The 15957-nt window shown below is 72.6% G+C and carries 9 protein-coding genes; 7 read left to right on the top strand and 2 right to left on the bottom strand.

The features are described 5' to 3' along the window. Nucleotides 1-624, top strand: a 624-nt coding sequence (locus JZ5iCDA_RS09880) for a M15 family metallopeptidase (RefSeq protein ID WP_290438809.1), incomplete at its 5' end; no start/stop codon positions are given. An 85-nt stretch (nt 625-709) separates the two neighbouring features. Then, nucleotides 710-3139, top strand: a complete 2430-nt coding sequence (gene ligA, locus JZ5iCDA_RS09875) for an NAD-dependent DNA ligase LigA (protein ID WP_083259861.1) — start codon at nt 710-712, stop codon at nt 3137-3139. Between the two features lie 16 nt (nt 3140-3155). Here the strand turns inward: ligA and JZ5iCDA_RS09870 are convergent, their stop codons facing one another. Both JZ5iCDA_RS09870 and JZ5iCDA_RS09865 read right to left on the bottom strand, forming a co-directional pair. Further along, nucleotides 3156-3836, bottom strand: a complete 681-nt coding sequence (locus JZ5iCDA_RS09870) for a ThuA domain-containing protein (RefSeq protein WP_069387015.1) — start codon at nt 3834-3836, stop codon at nt 3156-3158. A gap of 67 nt (nt 3837-3903) precedes the next feature. Next, nucleotides 3904-5085 (bottom strand): ROK family transcriptional regulator, encoded by a 1182-nt coding sequence (locus JZ5iCDA_RS09865; RefSeq protein WP_069387014.1) that lies wholly within the window; start codon nt 5083-5085, stop codon nt 3904-3906. Nucleotides 5086-5431: 346 nt separating this feature from the next. Between JZ5iCDA_RS09865 and JZ5iCDA_RS09860 the strand changes: the two genes are divergently transcribed. The 5 genes from JZ5iCDA_RS09860 to JZ5iCDA_RS09840 all read left to right on the top strand — a co-directional run bounded on the left by JZ5iCDA_RS09860 (nt 5432) and on the right by JZ5iCDA_RS09840 (nt 15659). After that, nucleotides 5432-6952, top strand: coding sequence for a sugar ABC transporter ATP-binding protein (locus JZ5iCDA_RS09860; RefSeq protein WP_069387013.1), 1521 nt, complete (start codon nt 5432-5434; stop codon nt 6950-6952). Beyond that, nucleotides 6949-7983, top strand: a complete 1035-nt coding sequence (locus tag JZ5iCDA_RS09855; protein ID WP_069387012.1) for an ABC transporter permease — start codon at nt 6949-6951, stop codon at nt 7981-7983. The genes JZ5iCDA_RS09860 and JZ5iCDA_RS09855 overlap by 4 nt, the downstream gene beginning before the upstream one ends. Nucleotides 7984-8078: 95 nt before the next feature. Beyond that, entirely contained in the window at nt 8079-9146 is a 1068-nt protein-coding gene (locus JZ5iCDA_RS09850) for a substrate-binding domain-containing protein (RefSeq protein ID WP_069387011.1), read from the top strand. Between the two features lie 97 nt (nt 9147-9243). Then, nucleotides 9244-10416, top strand: coding sequence for a Gfo/Idh/MocA family protein (locus JZ5iCDA_RS09845; RefSeq protein WP_069387010.1), 1173 nt, complete (start codon nt 9244-9246; stop codon nt 10414-10416). 311 nt (nt 10417-10727) lie between these two features. Further along, nucleotides 10728-15659 carry a ThuA domain-containing protein gene (locus tag JZ5iCDA_RS09840; RefSeq protein ID WP_253182039.1) on the top strand — a complete coding sequence of 1644 codons (4932 nt, stop codon included), beginning with the start codon at nt 10728-10730 and terminating at the stop codon, nt 15657-15659. The last annotated feature ends 298 nt before the right edge of the window (nt 15660-15957 follow it).

Here is a 15957-nt window from a genome sequence, read left to right as displayed (position 1 = left end):
CGCGGTCGCTCCCGGCCGGGACCGCTCCGCCACGCCCCGCACCCGCGCCGACGTGCGCGCGCCGTCGTCCTCGTGCTGGTCGCGGGGGTCGTCGTGCTCGCCCTCGGGGGTGCGACGGCGACCCTGCTCGGCCCCGGGGCGCCGTGGTCGTCCGGGGACGTCGCGACGGAGGACCGGACGGCGGCCGCGCGTGCGGAGCCGGGGTCGTCCGTCCCGTCAAGTCCGGCAGGACCGGCCGCGTCCGCGGCGGACGGGCTGGACCCGGAGCTCGTGCGGCGCTTCGAGGAGGCTCGGGCGGCGGCCGCCGCCGAGGGCGTGGAGCTGCGCATCACGTCGGGGTGGCGCAGCGCGGCCGAGCAGCAGGAGCTCGTCGAGCGCGCGCTCGAGCGGTACGGGTCCGCGGAGGAGGCCCGTCGCTGGGTGCTGCCGCCGGAGTCGTCGGAGCACGTGGCGGGCGAGGCGGTCGACGTCGGCCCGACCGAGGGCGCGTACTGGCTCCAGCAGCACGGGGCGCGGTTCGGGCTGTGCCAGACCTACGCGAACGAGGTGTGGCACTACGAGGCGGCGACCGAGCCGGGCGGGACGTGCCCGCCGCAGCACCCGGACGCGTCCCACGGCTGGTGAGGCCGCCGGGAGAGCCGCCGTCGTCCGCCGGCGACGCGCCGCCGACGGACCGGCACGTGTGGGCGGTTCGCGCGATGATGTGCGGGTGACCGAGAGCACCGACGCGACCGCCGACCCGATCGCTCCCGCCCGCGCCGACGCGCCCGGGACCGCCGAGCTCGACGAGGCGGCGGCGCAGCGCCGGTGGGTCGAGCTCGTGGCGCAGATCGAGCAGGACCAGCGCGCCTACTACGAGGAGGACCAGCCGGTCTCCTCGGACGCCGAGTACGACGCGCGGATGCACGAGCTCCAGGCGCTCGAGGCCGCGCACCCCGCGCTCGTCACCCCGGAGTCGCCGACGCAGCGCGTGGGCGGCCGGGCCGCGGCCGGGTTCGCGACGGTCGAGCACCTCGAGCGCATGCTCTCGCTCGACAACGCGTTCGGCGAGGATGACCTCGCGGCGTGGGCCGCGCGCGTGCACCGCGACCTCGGCGTCCCGGCCGACGCGGGCGTGGAGTACCTGTGCGAGGTGAAGATCGACGGCCTCGCGATCGCGCTGCTGTACGAGAAGGGCCGTCTCGTGCGCGCCGCGACGCGCGGCGACGGCCGCACGGGGGAGGACGTCACCGCGAACGTGCGGACCATCGGGTCGATCCCGCAGCGTCTCGGCGGCGACCCGGACACCCACCCGGACGTCATCGAGATCCGGGGCGAGGTCTTCATGGGCGTGGCGGACTTCGCGCGGCTCAACGAGAGCCTCGTCGCCGCGGGCCAGGACCCGTACGCCAACCCGCGCAACACCGCGGCGGGGTCGCTGCGCCAGAAGGACCCGGCCGTCACGGCGAGCCGCAACCTGCGCATGTACGCGCACGGCGTCGGCGCGCTGCAGTGGCGCGAGGGCGAGCACGCCGAGCTCGACCGGCAGTCCGACGCCTACGCGCTCTTCGAGCAGTGGGGCGTGCCGGTCTCCCCGCACAACCGGGTCGTGCCCGGCCTCGACGGCGTCATGGAGATGATCGCCTGGTTCGGCGAGCACCGGCACGACATCGAGCACGAGCTCGACGGGATCGTCGTCAAGGTCGACGAGCTCGCGCTCCAGCGCCGCCTCGGCGCCACGAGCCGCGCGCCGCGCTGGGCGATCGCCTACAAGTACCCGCCCGAGGAGGTCAACACGCGCCTCCTCGCCATCCAGGTCGGGGTCGGGCGCACGGGCCGCGCGACGCCGTACGCCGTCATGGAGCCCGTCAAGGTCGCCGGCTCCACCGTGCGGCAGGCGACGCTGCACAACCAGGACGTCGTGCGGGCCAAGGGCGTGCGCATCGGCGACATGGTCGTGCTGCGCAAGGCCGGCGACGTCATCCCCGAGATCCTCGGCCCCGTCGCCGCGCTGGCCGACGACGGGTACCCCCGCGAGGACTTCGTCATGCCGGCCGAGTGCCCCGAGTGCGGCACGCCGCTGCGCCCCATGAAGGAGGGCGACGTCGACCTGCGCTGCCCGAACGCCGAGTCGTGCCCGGCGCAGGTGCGCGGGCGCGTCGAGCACATCGGCTCGCGCGGCGGGCTCGACGTCGAGGCGCTCGGCGAGGTCACGGCCGCCGCCCTCACGCAGCCGTACGAGCCCGCCGAGCCGCCGCTGCGTACGGAGAAGGACCTGTTCGGCCTCACCGTCGAGCAGCTCGCGCCGATCCGCGTCGTCGTGCGCGACCCCGAGACCGGGCTGCCCCGCCCGAGCGACGGCAGGGGAGAGGCGGCCGAGGTGACGATGTCCGACGGCTCCGTCATGAGCGCCAAGGTGGTCCGCCCCTTCCAGAAGGTCGTCAGCCGCACCTACCCGCCCGGGTACGAGGACGCGACGCCCGCCGAGCGCCGCGCGGCCGGCGTGCGCAAGGACTTCCCGGTCTACGGGCCGTCCAGCACCGCCGAGACGCTGATCGCCGAGCTCGACCGCGCGAAGACCAAGGACCTGTGGCGCCTCCTCGTGAGTCTCAACATCCGGCACGTCGGGCCGGTCGCGGCGCGGGCGCTCGCGGACTGGTTCGGCTCGCTCGACGCGATCCGGTCGGCGATCCGGGACGAGGGGCGCGAGGCGCTCGCGGCCGTCGAGGGCGTCGGGCCGGTGATCGCCGACGAGGTGATCGCGTGGTTCGACGTCGACTGGCACCGCGAGATCGTCGAGCAGTGGGAGAAGGACGGGGTGCGGTTCGCGACGCCCGGCCACCCCGGGCCCGGGAAGGCGGAGACGCCGTCGGGCCCCCTCGACGGGCTCACCGTCGTGGTGACCGGCGGGCTCGAGGGCTTCAGCCGGGACGGCGCGAAGGAGGCGATCGTCGCCGCGGGCGGCAAGTCGTCCGGCTCCGTGTCGAAGAAGACGGACTACGTCGTCGTCGGCGAGAACGCCGGGTCCAAGGAGACGAAGGCGCGCGAGCTCGGCCTGCCGATCCTCGACGAGGAGGGGTTCGTCGCGCTCCTCGCGGGCGGCCCCGAGGCGGTCGCGCACCTCGTCGGCTCCCCGGCCGACGACGCGGCGGCGGGCTGACCGCCCGGCAGGCCGGTCAGCGGGCGGTCAGCGGTCGCGCGGCCCAGAGGAGCCCGCGCTCGACGACCGTGCGGACCGCGGGGATCTCGAGGTCCGCGAGCTGGTGGCCCACCGTGCTCACGAAGACGCGGCCGGCGCCCCAGCGCCGCGTCCACACGGCGGGGGAGACGACCGGCTCGTGCCAGGGGTCGCCCTCGCGCGCGCGGATCGTCGTCGTCGCGAGCACGTCGTTGTAGGAGTCGGCGAGCACCCAGTACTGCTCGGAGTGCAGCGCGATCGTGCCGATCCCCGCGACGATCTCGTGGTCCGCGCGGTCGGGGACCACCTCGACGGTGTGGTCCACGAGGTCGTGCGGGTGCGCGGCGAACTGGCCGCCGACGAGCTGCAGGTAGTCGGTCGCGAGCCGGAACGAGTCGACGACCCCGCCGTGCCACCCGGCCAGCCCCGTCCCGTTCGCCACCGCCGTGCGCAGGCCGCGCATCTCGTCGGGCAGGATCTCGCCCATCGTCCAGCACTGGACGACGAGGTCGATCTCCGCCATGAACGCCGCGTCGGCGTACGCCTCGAGCGATCCCTCGAGGGTCACGTCGAAGCCGGACTCCTCGAGGAACGGCACGAACAGCTCCGCGGCCTCCTCGGGGGCGTGCCCGGCCCAGCCGCCACGGACCACGAGCGCCCGACGGCCCCGCTCGGTCATGCGTCCTCCTCGTGCATCGTCACGCGTCGTCGCCCGCGCCGTCGCGGGCGACCCGTGGAGCGCGCCCTCAGGAGATGAGGGCGTCGATCGCTGCGGGAGAGAGTACGTGATCGACCGCCATGGCGCTGGCACCCAGGACGGCCGCCTGCCCCCTGGCCTGCGAGGTGACGATGCGCAGGTGCTGCGTCGCGAGGGGGAGCGAGCGCTGGTACACGATCTCGCGGATGCCGGCGATGAGGTGCTCGCCCGCCTCGGCGACGACGCCGCCGATGACGATGAGCGACGGGTTGAGGAGGCTGACGCACGCCGCGAGCACGGACCCGATGTCGCGCCCGGCCTGGCGCACGGCCTGGCTCGCGGTGAGGTCGCCGGAGCGGACGAGGCCGACGACGTCGATGCTCGAGGTGGCGTCGAGCCCGGCCGCGGAGAGGGCGTGCGCGACCGCCTGGCCGCTCGCGACGGCTTCGAGGCACCCGACGTTCCCGCAGCGGCACGGCACGTCGGCCGCGCTCGGGACGGCGACGTGCCCGATGTCGCCGGCCGCGCCCTGCGCGCCGCGGCGCAGCTCGCCGTCGGCGATGATGCCGGAGCCGATGCCGGTCGCGACCTTGACGAAGAGCATGTCCGTCACGTCCGGCCAGGCGGTGCGGTGCTCGCCGAGCGCCATGATGTTGACGTCGTTGTCGACGAGCACGGCGGCGTCGAAGCGCTTGGCCAGGATGCCGGGCACGTCGACGTCGTCCCACGTCGGCATGATCGGCGGGTTGATGGGACGGCCCGTGGAGTGCTCGACGGGGCCGGGGAGCCCGACGCCCACGCTCACGAGGTCGTCCATCGAGCGCCCTGCGGTCGCGACGAGCTTCTCGCCGGTCTGCGCCACCCAGGACAGCACGACGTCTGGGCCGTCCGCGATGGCGATGGCCGCGTCCGTCTCGGCGAGGACGTTGGAGCCGAGGTCGGTCACCGCGAGGCGCGCGTGCGTGGCGCCGAGGTCGACGGCGAGCACGATGCGGGCGCCGGGGTTGAACGCGAAGGTGACCGGCGGGCGCCCGCCGGTGGAGCTCGCCTCACCGGCGGGGGCGATGAGGCCGGAGGCCATGAGGAGGTCGATCCGGGCGGCGATGGTCGACCGCGCCTGGCCCGTGATCGCCGCGAGGTCCGCGCGGGTGCGCGGCTGCCCGTCCCTGAGCAGCTGGAACATGTCGCCCGCACCGGTCGGTCGCGGTGCGAACTTGAGGAGCTCCTCCATGGGCACAGTGAATCACGAAGCCTCTCGTCGATCGTCTGCTCAGCAGGGTGACAACGTCGTCTTTTGCTTGACGATCGACAAAAGGTACCACTACGCTCCCCGGTCAAGGCGACACTGCAGTCGCCGACCGCTCGGAGGCTCTGCGGCCTCCCGTCCGGGCGCTCGTCGCCCACGCAGCACGCCAGGCACCGCCGCCCTCGCTCTCCCCGTTCTCCCGCTCCCGACCGTCGGTCGACCCGCGCTCCCCGCAGCCTCGACGACTTTTGGTGATCACGAACGCATAACAGTGCAGGGAGTGCGCATCTTCTGCTTGACGTCCGTCAAAAGGTCCCCTAGGTTCACGGACATGGTCAACGCAGACCCTCCCCAGCCGCTCCTGCACATGCAGGGCATCGTCAAGGTCTTCCCCGGCGCGCGTGCGCTCGACGGGGTCGACCTCGAGATCCTGCCCGGTGAGGTCCACTGCCTCCTCGGCCAGAACGGCGCCGGCAAGTCGACCCTGATCAAGGTCCTCGCCGGCGCGCACCAGCCGACCGAGGGGCGCATCCTCCTCGACGGCGAGCCCATCACCATCTCCGACCCCGTCGCCGCGCTGCGCCACGGCATCGCGACGATGTACCAGGAGCTCGACGTCGTCGACGGCCTCACGGTCGCGGAGAACGTGTACCTAGGTCACGAGCTCGACACGCTCGGGTTCTCCCAGCGGCGCGAGGCCGTCAAGCGCACGCGCGACATCCTGCGCCGGCTCGGCCACTCCGAGGTGTCGCCCCGCCAGGAGGTCGGGAACCTCTCCGCGGCGGGCAAGCAGATCGTCTCCATGGCTCGCGCCCTGTCCCACGACGCGCGCGTGATCATCATGGACGAGCCGTCCGCCGTCCTCGACTCCGAGGAGGTCGCGAACCTCTTCCGGGTGGTCAAGGAGCTCACGGCGGCGGGCGTCGCCGTCGTCTACATCTCCCACCGCCTCGAGGAGATCCGCGAGATCGGTGACCGCATCACCGTCATCAAGGACGGCCGGACCGTGGCGCAGAACCTGCCCGTGGCCGAGACGCCCACCGCGAAGCTCATCACCCTCATGACCGGCCGGTCCGTCGAGTACGTGTTCCCGGACACCACGGAGCTCCCCGACGAGGCACCGGTCGTCCTGGACGTCGAGGGACTGTCGCTGCGCGGCGTCTTCGCGGACGTGAGCCTCCAGGTGCGCGCGGGCGAGATCGTCGGGCTCGCCGGTCTCGTCGGGTCCGGGCGGTCGGAGATCCTCGAGACCATCTACGGCGCGCGGCGTGCGACCGCGGGCCGCGTCGAGGTCGACGGCCGCAAGATGCGCGCCGGGTCCGTCGACGGTGCCGTGCGTGCGGGCATCGGCCTCGCGCCCGAGGAGCGCAAGAGCCAGGGGCTGCTCCTCGACGAGCCGGTCTACCGCAACGTCACGCTCTCGACGTTCTCCCGGTTCGCGAAGGCGGGGTTCCTCGACGAGCGCGCCGAGCGCTCGGCGGCCGAGGAGCAGGCGACGTCGCTCGACCTGCGTCCGGCCGGCGTCGACCGGGCGATCCGCACCCTCTCGGGCGGCAACCAGCAGAAGGCGATGCTCGCCCGGTGGCTCGTCCACGGCTGCCGGGTGCTCCTCCTGGACGAGCCCACGCGCGGTGTCGACGTCGGAGCCCGTGCCGAGATCTACGCCCTCATCCGCCGCCTCGCCGACGAGGGCGCCGCCGTCGTCGTCGTGTCGAGCGAGATCCCCGAAGTCCTGGGTCTGGCCGACCGTGTCCTCGTCATCTCCGAGGGCCGCGTCGTGCACGAAGGACCCGCCGCATCGATCGACGAGCACCAGGTGCTCGACATGGTCATGGAAGGAAGTGTCGCGTGAGCGAGCAGCAGGTGTCGGCATCGTCGCCGACCGCGGACGAGTCGAGCCGCGTCGAGAAGCAGGACGCGGCCAGCGGCTCACGTCGCAGCGGCTTCCTGTCCGGAGCAGCCGGACGCAACCTGGGCCTCGTCGTGGCCCTGCTGCTCCTGTGCGTCGTGGGCTTCGCGACGGCGGGAGAGCGGTTCGCGAGCGTCAGCAACCTCATGACCATCCTCAGCCTGGGGTCGGTCCTCGGGGTCGTGAGCATCGGGATGACCTTCGTCATCACGACGGGGGGCATCGACCTCTCGGTGGGCTCCGTGCTCGGGCTCGCGTCGGTGTGGGCGACGACGCTCGCGACCCAGTCGTACGGCTGGCCGGTGATGGTGCTGTGCGCCCTCGCGGTCGGCCTCGGCGCCGGCCTCATCAACGGGGTGATCATCGCCTACGGGAAGGTGGTGGCGTTCATCGCGACGCTCGCGATGCTCGTCGCCGCTCGTGGTCTCGCCGAGCTCATCGCGCAGCGCCGGACGCAGATCGTCAGCGAGCAGGCGTTCAACGACGTCTTCCGGGGCGACCTCCTCGGCGTCCCGAAGGTCGTGTGGATCTTCGCGGTCGTCGCCGTGCTCGGGTGGTTCCTCTTCAACCGGACGACCTTCGGCCGCCGGACGGTGGCCATCGGCGGCAACCCCGAGGCAGCCCGCCTCGCCGGCATCAAGGTCAAGCGGCACCTCATGTACGTGTACGCGCTGTCCGGTCTCACCGCCGGCATCGCCGGTGTCATGATCCTCGCCCGCACGAGCGCCGGGGCCTCCACCAACGGCCTGCTCATCGAGCTCGACGCCATCGCGGCGGTCGTCGTCGGCGGCACGCTCCTCGCGGGCGGCCGAGGCACGATCGTCGGCACGGTGATCGGCGTCCTCATCTTCACGACGCTGACCAACGTCTTCATCCTCAACAACGTCGACAGCTCCATCCAGCAGATCGCACGAGGCGCCATCATCGTCGGCGCGGTGCTCCTCCAGCAGCGCCTCGCCCGCCGGACGACATGACAGGCCGGACGTCGTCGTCGCACGCACCAGCACCTCACGAACCCGCACCGCCCCGTAGTCCCCGCTCTCAGCAGGACAGCATCGAAGGAGATCTCATGTCCGCACGCACCACCCTCCGCCGCCGCATCACGCTCGCGACGGTGTCCGCCGCGTCGATCGCCCTGATCGCCTCGGCGTGCACGTCGAACACCCCCGCCAACGAGGACACCGGGAACGGTGGCGGTGGCGGCGGCAACAACCAGGCGGTCTCCGACAACGACGAGCCGGGCGAGGACCTCGTCATCGGCTTCTCGGCCCCCGCCGCCGACCACGGCTGGATGGGCGCCATCTCGTCGGCGGCCCAGGCCGAGGCGGAGAAGTACGAGGACGTCGAGCTCCGCGTCGCCGAGGGCACCAACGACGTCAACGTCCAGATCAGCCAGATCGAGGGCTTCATCAACGACGGCGTCGACGCGATCGTGCTCCTGCCGTTCGACGGCGCGGCGCTCACCGACGTCGCGACGCAGGCGATGGAGGCCGGGATCCCGGTCATCAACGTCGACCGCGAGTTCTCCAGCCCGTTCGCCGCCCGCGCGACGGTGCTCGGCGACAACTACGGCATGGGCGTGTCGGCCGGCACCTACATCTGCGAGCAGCTCGGCGACAACCCCGACGCCGTCGTGGCCGAGATCCAGGGCATCGCGTCGCTGCCGCTCACCCAGGACCGCAGCCAGGGCTTCGCGGACGCGCTGTCCGACTGCGGCCTCGAGGTCTCGACGCAGGTCCAGGGCGACTTCACCGTCCAGGGCGGCGAGGCCGCGACGTCGAACCTGCTGCAGGCGGAGCCTCAGATCGACGCCATCTGGAACCACGACGACGACCAGGGCGTCGGCGTGCTCTCCGCGATCGAGAACGCGGGCCGTGACGAGTTCTTCCTCGTCGGCGGCGCCGGCTCGGCCAACATGATGCGCGAGATCGAGTCGGGCGACTCGGTCGTCCAGGCGACCGTCATCTACCCGGCCACGCAGGCCGCTGACGGCATCAAGCTCGCGCGTCTCGTGGCGCACGAGAAGAACATGAGCGACCTGGCGTCGTCGGGCGTGCCGCGCACGGTCCAGCTCTACGCGCCCGTCGTGACGGCCGACAACGTCGACCAGTACCTGCCGACGGCGTTCGAGTCCTGATCGCGCGAGAACGAACCGCGTAGCGCCGACGGCCCCGGTCGGGCCGGCCCTCCGTGCCCGGGCGGGGCCGTCGGCGTGCGCACCTGGAAGGATCGACATGGCAGACAACAGCGGCGCGTCGTTGCGCGTCGGCATGGTCGGGTACTCGTTCATGGGGGCAGCACACTCGCAGGCCTGGCGGACTGCCCCCCGGTTCTTCGACCTCCCCCTCGAGCCGCGGATGCGCGTCCTGGGCGGACGCAACCCCGACGCCGTCGCGGCGGCGGCCGAGCGGCTCGGCTGGGAGACCACCGAGACGAGCTGGCAGGCGCTCGTCGCCCGGGACGACGTCGACCTCGTCGACGTGTGCACCCCCGGTGACACCCACGCGGAGATCGCGATCGCCGCGCTCGAGGCGGGCAAGCACGTGCTGTGCGAGAAGCCGCTCGCGAACTCGGTCGCGGAGGCCGAGAAGATGGTGGCCGCGGCGGAGGCCGCCGCGGGCCGCGGCGTCGTCGCCATGGTCGGCTTCACCTACCGCCGCGTCCCCGCGATCCAGCTCGCGCGCCAGCTCGTGGCCGACGGCCGCATCGGCACGGTGCGGCACGTGCGCGCGCAGTACCTGCAGGACTGGATCGCCGACGAGGACGCGCCGCTGTCGTGGCGGCTCGACAAGTCCAAGGCCGGCAGCGGTGCCCTCGGGGACATCGGCGCCCACGTGATCGACCTCGCTCAGTTCGTCACCGGCGAGCGCGTCACGAGCGTGACGGGCCTGCTCGAGACGTTCGTCAAGGAGCGCCCGGTCGCGACCGAGTTCACAGGGCTGTCCGGCAGCGGCGGCGCCGAGCGCGGGCCGGTGACGGTCGACGACGCGGCGGTCTTCCTCGCCCGCATGTCCGGCGGTGGCATCGGCACGTTCGAGGCGACGCGGTTCGCGTACGGGCGCAAGAACTCGATCCGGCTCGAGATCAACGGGTCGAAGGGCTCGCTGGCCTTCGACTTCGAGGACATGAACGTCCTGCACTTCTTCGACGCGTCGGAGGACCCGGCGACGGCGGGCTTCCGCCGCATCGTCGTGACCGAGCCGCAGCACGCCTACGTCGGCCACTGGTGGCCGGCCGGCCACGGACTCGGCTACGAGCACGCGTTCACCCACCAGGTCGTCGACCTCGTCGAGGGCATCGCGGCGGGGACGCACCCCGCGCCGACGTTCGCCGACGGCCTCGCCGTCCAGCGCGTGCTGGACGCGGTCGAGCGCAGCGCGGCGGCGGGCGGCTGGGTCGAGCCGTAGCAGGCCTCGGGGCGGGGCCGCACGGCGGCCCCGCCCCGGTCCTCCCCGCGCGACGGTGCGCGGGGGAGACGTCCGGAACGTTGCGGGAGGAGGTGGCGCGGGGCGCCCGGCGCGGGCGCGGTGCACGGCGGAGCACACCGGATCCGCCACGTCAGGGACGGCAGGCAGGCCGACGACGTCGTCCCCGCGGAGCGCAGCACAGTTCCTGATCTCGACGAGGAGACCTTGTGAGAAACGTGCTACATGGATCGCGCGCGACGAGGCGCACGGTCGCGGCGGTCGCCGCGGCAGCGGTCGCTCTACCCCTGACCGTGGCGACAGCGACGTCGGCCACGGCAACCCCCGCGTCCACGGACGCGCTCCCCGCGGTGTCCGCCGCGGCGGCCGAGACGGAGCCGTTCGACGTGCTCGTCTTCAGCAAGACGGCGGGCTTCCGCCACGGCTCGATCCCCGCGGGCATCGCGGCGATCCAGCAGCTCGGGGCCGACAACGGCTTCTCCGTGACGGCGACCGAGGACGCCGGCGCCTTCACCGACGACAACCTCGCGCAGTACGAGGCGGTCGTGTGGCTGTCCACGACCGGCGACGTGCTGGACGACGACCAGCAGGCCGCGTTCGAGCGGTACATCCAGGCCGGCGGCGGGTACGCCGGCGTCCACGCGGCGTCCGACACGGAGTACGACTGGCCGTGGTACGGCGAGCTCGTCGGCGCCTACTTCAACAGCCACCCCCAGAACCAGGACGCGACCGTCAAGGTCGAGGACCACGTCCACGAGTCGACGGCGCACCTGCCGGCGCGCTGGGACCGCTACGACGAGTGGTACAACTACCGCACGAACCCGCGCGACGAGGTCCACGTCCTCGCGAGCCTCGACGAGACCACCTACACCGCCGGCTCGGGCGCCATGGGCGCCGAGCACCCCATCGCGTGGTGCCAGGTCTACGACGGCGGCCGGTCCTGGTACACCGGGGGCGGGCACACGGACGAGTCGTACGCGGAGCCCGAGTTCCTCCAGCACCTGCTCGGCGGCATCCAGACCGCCGCCGGCGTCGTCGCGTCGGACTGCAGCGCCACGCAGTCGGACAGCTACGAGATGGTGCCGCTGGACGAGAACACCGCCAACCCGATGATGCTCGACGTCGCCCCCGACGGGACGGTCTTCTACGTCGAGCGCGACGGGCGCGTGCGGGTCATCGACCCGGCGACGAGCCAGACGACGACGGCGGCGACGCTGTCCGTGACGCAGGCCAACGAGGACGGGCTCACGGGTGTCGTCCTCGACCCGGGCTTCGCGGAGAACCGGTGGGTGTACCTCTTCTGGTCGCCGCAGGACGTCGGGACGGACGGGCCGCACAACCGCGTGTCCCGGTTCGACTACGACCCGACGACGAGGACGATCGACCTCGCGTCGGAGAAGAAGGTGCTCGTCATCCCCACGCAGCGCGACACGTGCTGCCACGCGGGCGGCGACATGGTGTTCGACCCCGAGGGCAACCTCTACGTCGTCACGGGCGACAACACCAACCCGTTCGAGTCGGGCGGCTACGCGCCGATCGACGAGCGTGCGGGCCGTCAGAACTTCGACGCCCAGGGCACGTCGGCGAACTCGGACGACCTGCGCGGCAAGGTCCTGCGCATCCACCCCGAGGACGACGGCACGTACACGATCCCCGAGGGGAACATGTTCGCCCCGGGCACCGCGCAGACGAAGCCCGAGATCTTCGCGATGGGCTTCCGCAACCCGTTCCGCATCGGCGTCGACCCGGACACCGGCAACGTGCTCGTCGGCGACTACGGTCCCGACGCGGGTGCCGCCGACCCGGCGCGCGGCCCGCGCGGCGCGGTCGAGTGGAACGTCGTGAGCGAGCCCGGCTTCTACGGCTGGCCGTACTGCACGGGGTCGAACAACGCGTACGTCGACTACGACTTCGCGACCGGCCAGTCCGGCGCGGCGTTCGACTGCGCCGGCGGCGTGGTGAACAGCTCGCCGAACAACACCGGGATCCAGCAGCTGCCGCCCGCGGTCGAGGCGGAGGTCTGGTACACCGGCGGGGGCAACCCCGAGTTCCCGGAGATCGGCGGGGGCGGGGCGCCCATGGGCGGCCCGGTCTACGACTTCGACCCCGAGCTCGACTCCGACGTGAAGTGGCCCGAGTACTGGGACGGCAAGGCGCTGTTCGGCGAGTGGAACCAGGGCCGGGTCTACTCGTTCCAGCTCACGGGCGAGGAGCGTGACGACCTCGTCGACATCAACCGCGTGCTCCCGCAGATCTTCGACCCGAGCGCCGGCTTCGACCGCCCGATGGACTTCGACTTCGGTCCCGACGGCGCGCTGTACGTCATCGACTGGGGCGCCGGCTTCGGCGGCAACAACGACACGAGCGGCGTCTACAAGGTCAACTACGTGCAGGGCGACCCCGCCCCGATCGCCCGCGCGAGCGCGGACGTGACGAGCGGTGCCGCGCCCCTGACGGTGCAGTTCTCGTCCGAGGGCACGCGCCACCCGGCGGGTGAGCCGATCACGCTGCAGTGGACCTTCGGGGACGGCTCCGCGCCGTCGACCGAGGCGAACCCCGTGCACACGTACACGGAGAACGGCAGCTACACCGCCCAGCTCGTCGCGACGGACGCGAACGGCGCCACCGGCGTCGCCAACGTCTCGGTCGTGGTCGGGAACCAGGCGCCGACGGTCTCCATCACGTTCCCGGAGAACGGCGGCTTCTTCGAGTGGGGCGACCAGGTCCGCTACGAGATCGCGGTGGAGGACCCGGACGGCGAGGTGACGTGCGAGAACGTCACCCTGTTCACGTCGCTCGGTCACGACTCGCACGCCCACCCGATGGAGGAGCTCACGGGCTGCGAGGGCACGCTCCAGACGGCCCGCGACGAGGGCCACGGCATCGAGTCGAACATCTTCTGGGTGGTCGAGGCGATGTACACCGACGACGGCGGCGCCGTGGGCGTCCCGCTGACGGCGAACGACCTGCAGGTCCTGCAGCCGAAGCTGCTCCAGTCGGAGTTCTTCACGTCGACCGGCCGCCTCGAGGGGTCGACCAGCGGGGGAGACCCCGGCGTGCAGACCGAGACCACGGGCGACTCCGCGGGCGGCGGCCTCAACATCGGGTGGATCGAGCCGGGTGACTGGTGGGCGCACGAGCCGGTCTCGCTGGCGGACGTCGACTCGATCACGCTGCGCGCGGCCGCGCCGAGCGCGGGCACGGCGATCTCCCTGCGCTGGGACGACCCCGAGGGCCCGGAGATCGGCAGCGTCACCGTGCCGCAGACGGGCGACTGGCAGGTCTACACCGACGTCACGGCGGAGCTGCACGACGTCCCGTCGGGCAGCGGCACGCTGTACTTCGTGCAGACCTCCGGCGGGTCCAACGTCAACTGGATGGTCGTCAACGGTCGCGGCGTGACGGACAACGTCCGCCCGTCGATCGACACGTTCGAGGTCACCCCGACGTCGGGCACGGCGCCGCTCACGGTCACGGCGACCGCGGCGGCGACCGACCCGGAGGACGAGGCGGTCACGTTCGCGTGGGACGCCGGTCTCGGTGAGGGCTTCGTGGACGGCACCGACACGTTCGAGGTCACGTACGACCAGCCGGGCACGTACCGGCTCCAGGTCCGCGCGACCGACGAGCGCGGCGCGTACTCGGTCGAGTACACGACGGTGACGGTCGAGGAGCCGGACGCCGGCCCGGGTCTGTGCTTCGCGGGCCGGTCCGACGACTTCCTCGGGTCCGAGCTCGACGAGGGCCGCTGGACCGTGCTGAACCGTGACCAGAACCTCGCGGTCGCGGACGGTCAGCTCGTGGTGCCCACCACGGCGACCGACTTCTACGGCACGAACAACACGGCGGTGCCGAACCTGGTGCTCCAGGACCTGCCGGACGGGCCGTTCACGGCCACGGCCAAGCTGACGCTGCCGGCTCGCCAGCAGTACCAGCAGGCGGGTCTGCTCATCTGGGAGGACCAGGACAACTACGCGAAGATGGTGATCCAGGGCCGGTCCGCCGCGGCCGACCCGGCGACGCGCATCTTCCAGTTCATCCGGGAGGAGAACGCCCAGCCGAACGAGGTCGGGGAGTCCAACTCCGCCGCGCTCGGGGCCGACTACCCCGACACCGTGTACGTGCGGTTCGTGAGCGACGGCGAGAACCTCCAGGCGGCGTACTCGGCCGACGGCACCGACTTCACGACGATGCCGCAGACCAAGTCGATCGCCGACCTGGAGAACGCGCAGATCGGCCTCGTGTCGCTCAAGGGCAACGGCACCGCCTCGCCCGTGCTCGACGCGCAGTTCGACTGGTTCCACATCACGCCCGACGACACGGCGCCGGCCCCCGGGCCCGACGACGAGTTCGACGGCGACGCCCTCGACACGTGCCGCTGGTCCGTCGTCAACGAGGACCCGGCCGGGTACCGCGTGACGGACGGCTCCCTGCAGATCGACACGACCCCGACGGACATCTACGGGACGGACAACCGCCCGGTGCCGAACATCGTGCTGCAGGACCAGCCGGGCGACGAGTGGACGGTGGAGACCGTCGTCGACGGCTCGGCGTTCGACCGCCAGTACCAGCAGGGCGGCCTGATCGTCTACGGCGGCGACGACGACTACGTCAAGCTCGACTACGTCGTCGACAACCAGGCCGGCCAGGCCCGGGCTGCGCGCATCGAGCTGCGCAGCGAGGTCGGCGGGGTCGTGCAGGACCCGCAGCCGCAGACGGGCAACCTGGCGGGGTCGGTGTGGCACCTGCGCCTCACGCGCTCGGGCGACACCTTCACGGGCGCCTACAGCGCGGACGGCCAGACGTGGACCACGTTCGACCAGTCCGTGACGAACGCGGCCGCGGCCGACGCGCCCGTGGGTCTGTTCGCCCTCGGGGCGTCCGCCGACACCGGGGCGCCGGCGTCGTTCGACCGCTTCCGGGTGGTCGACGACGAGCCGGCACCGCCCGCGGTGACGGTCACGGTGCAGCCGCGCTGCATGGGCGGCAAGGTGTACCTCGCCGTCCGGGCGGCGAACGACGACGAGATCCCGCTCGCCGTCACGCTCCAGACGCCCTTCGGGGAGAAGTCCTTCGCGGACGTCGCCCCGGGCGCCTCGGCGTACCACGCGTTCGCGACGCGGGCGACCGAGGTGGCGGCAGGCTCCGTGACCGTGACAGCGACCGACGCCGAGGGGAGGACGTTCTCGGAGACGGCGGACCACGCCGCGCAGAGCTGTGCCTGACAGACCCCCGGCGGGCCGGTGACGCACCGGCCCGCCGGGCAGGGCGCTCGACGCGCGGCCCGCGACGGCCGGACGGCCCATCGGCCGGGCCGTCCGCGCCAGGTCCGCTCGACGAGCCCACCGGCGACCGCGAGGTCGCCCGCCCCGGCGCCCGGTACGGGCGCTCCGGCCGGACGCCGGGGCACCTTCGGGGACCACCAGGTCCCCGCCCCGACGACCGGAAGTTCCGTCCGACACGACGAGGTGACGACCCGATGAGCCCGAACGACACCCTCGCGCCGCGCCCGGCGCGGCCCGC

The sequence above is a fragment of the Cellulosimicrobium cellulans genome (genome assembly GCF_001722485.1).
GTDB classification, from domain to species: domain Bacteria; phylum Actinomycetota; class Actinomycetes; order Actinomycetales; family Cellulomonadaceae; genus Cellulosimicrobium; species Cellulosimicrobium cellulans_A.
The sequence above is the reverse complement of the archived record's forward strand: the minus strand, read 5'-3'. Positions and strand labels throughout refer to the sequence as shown.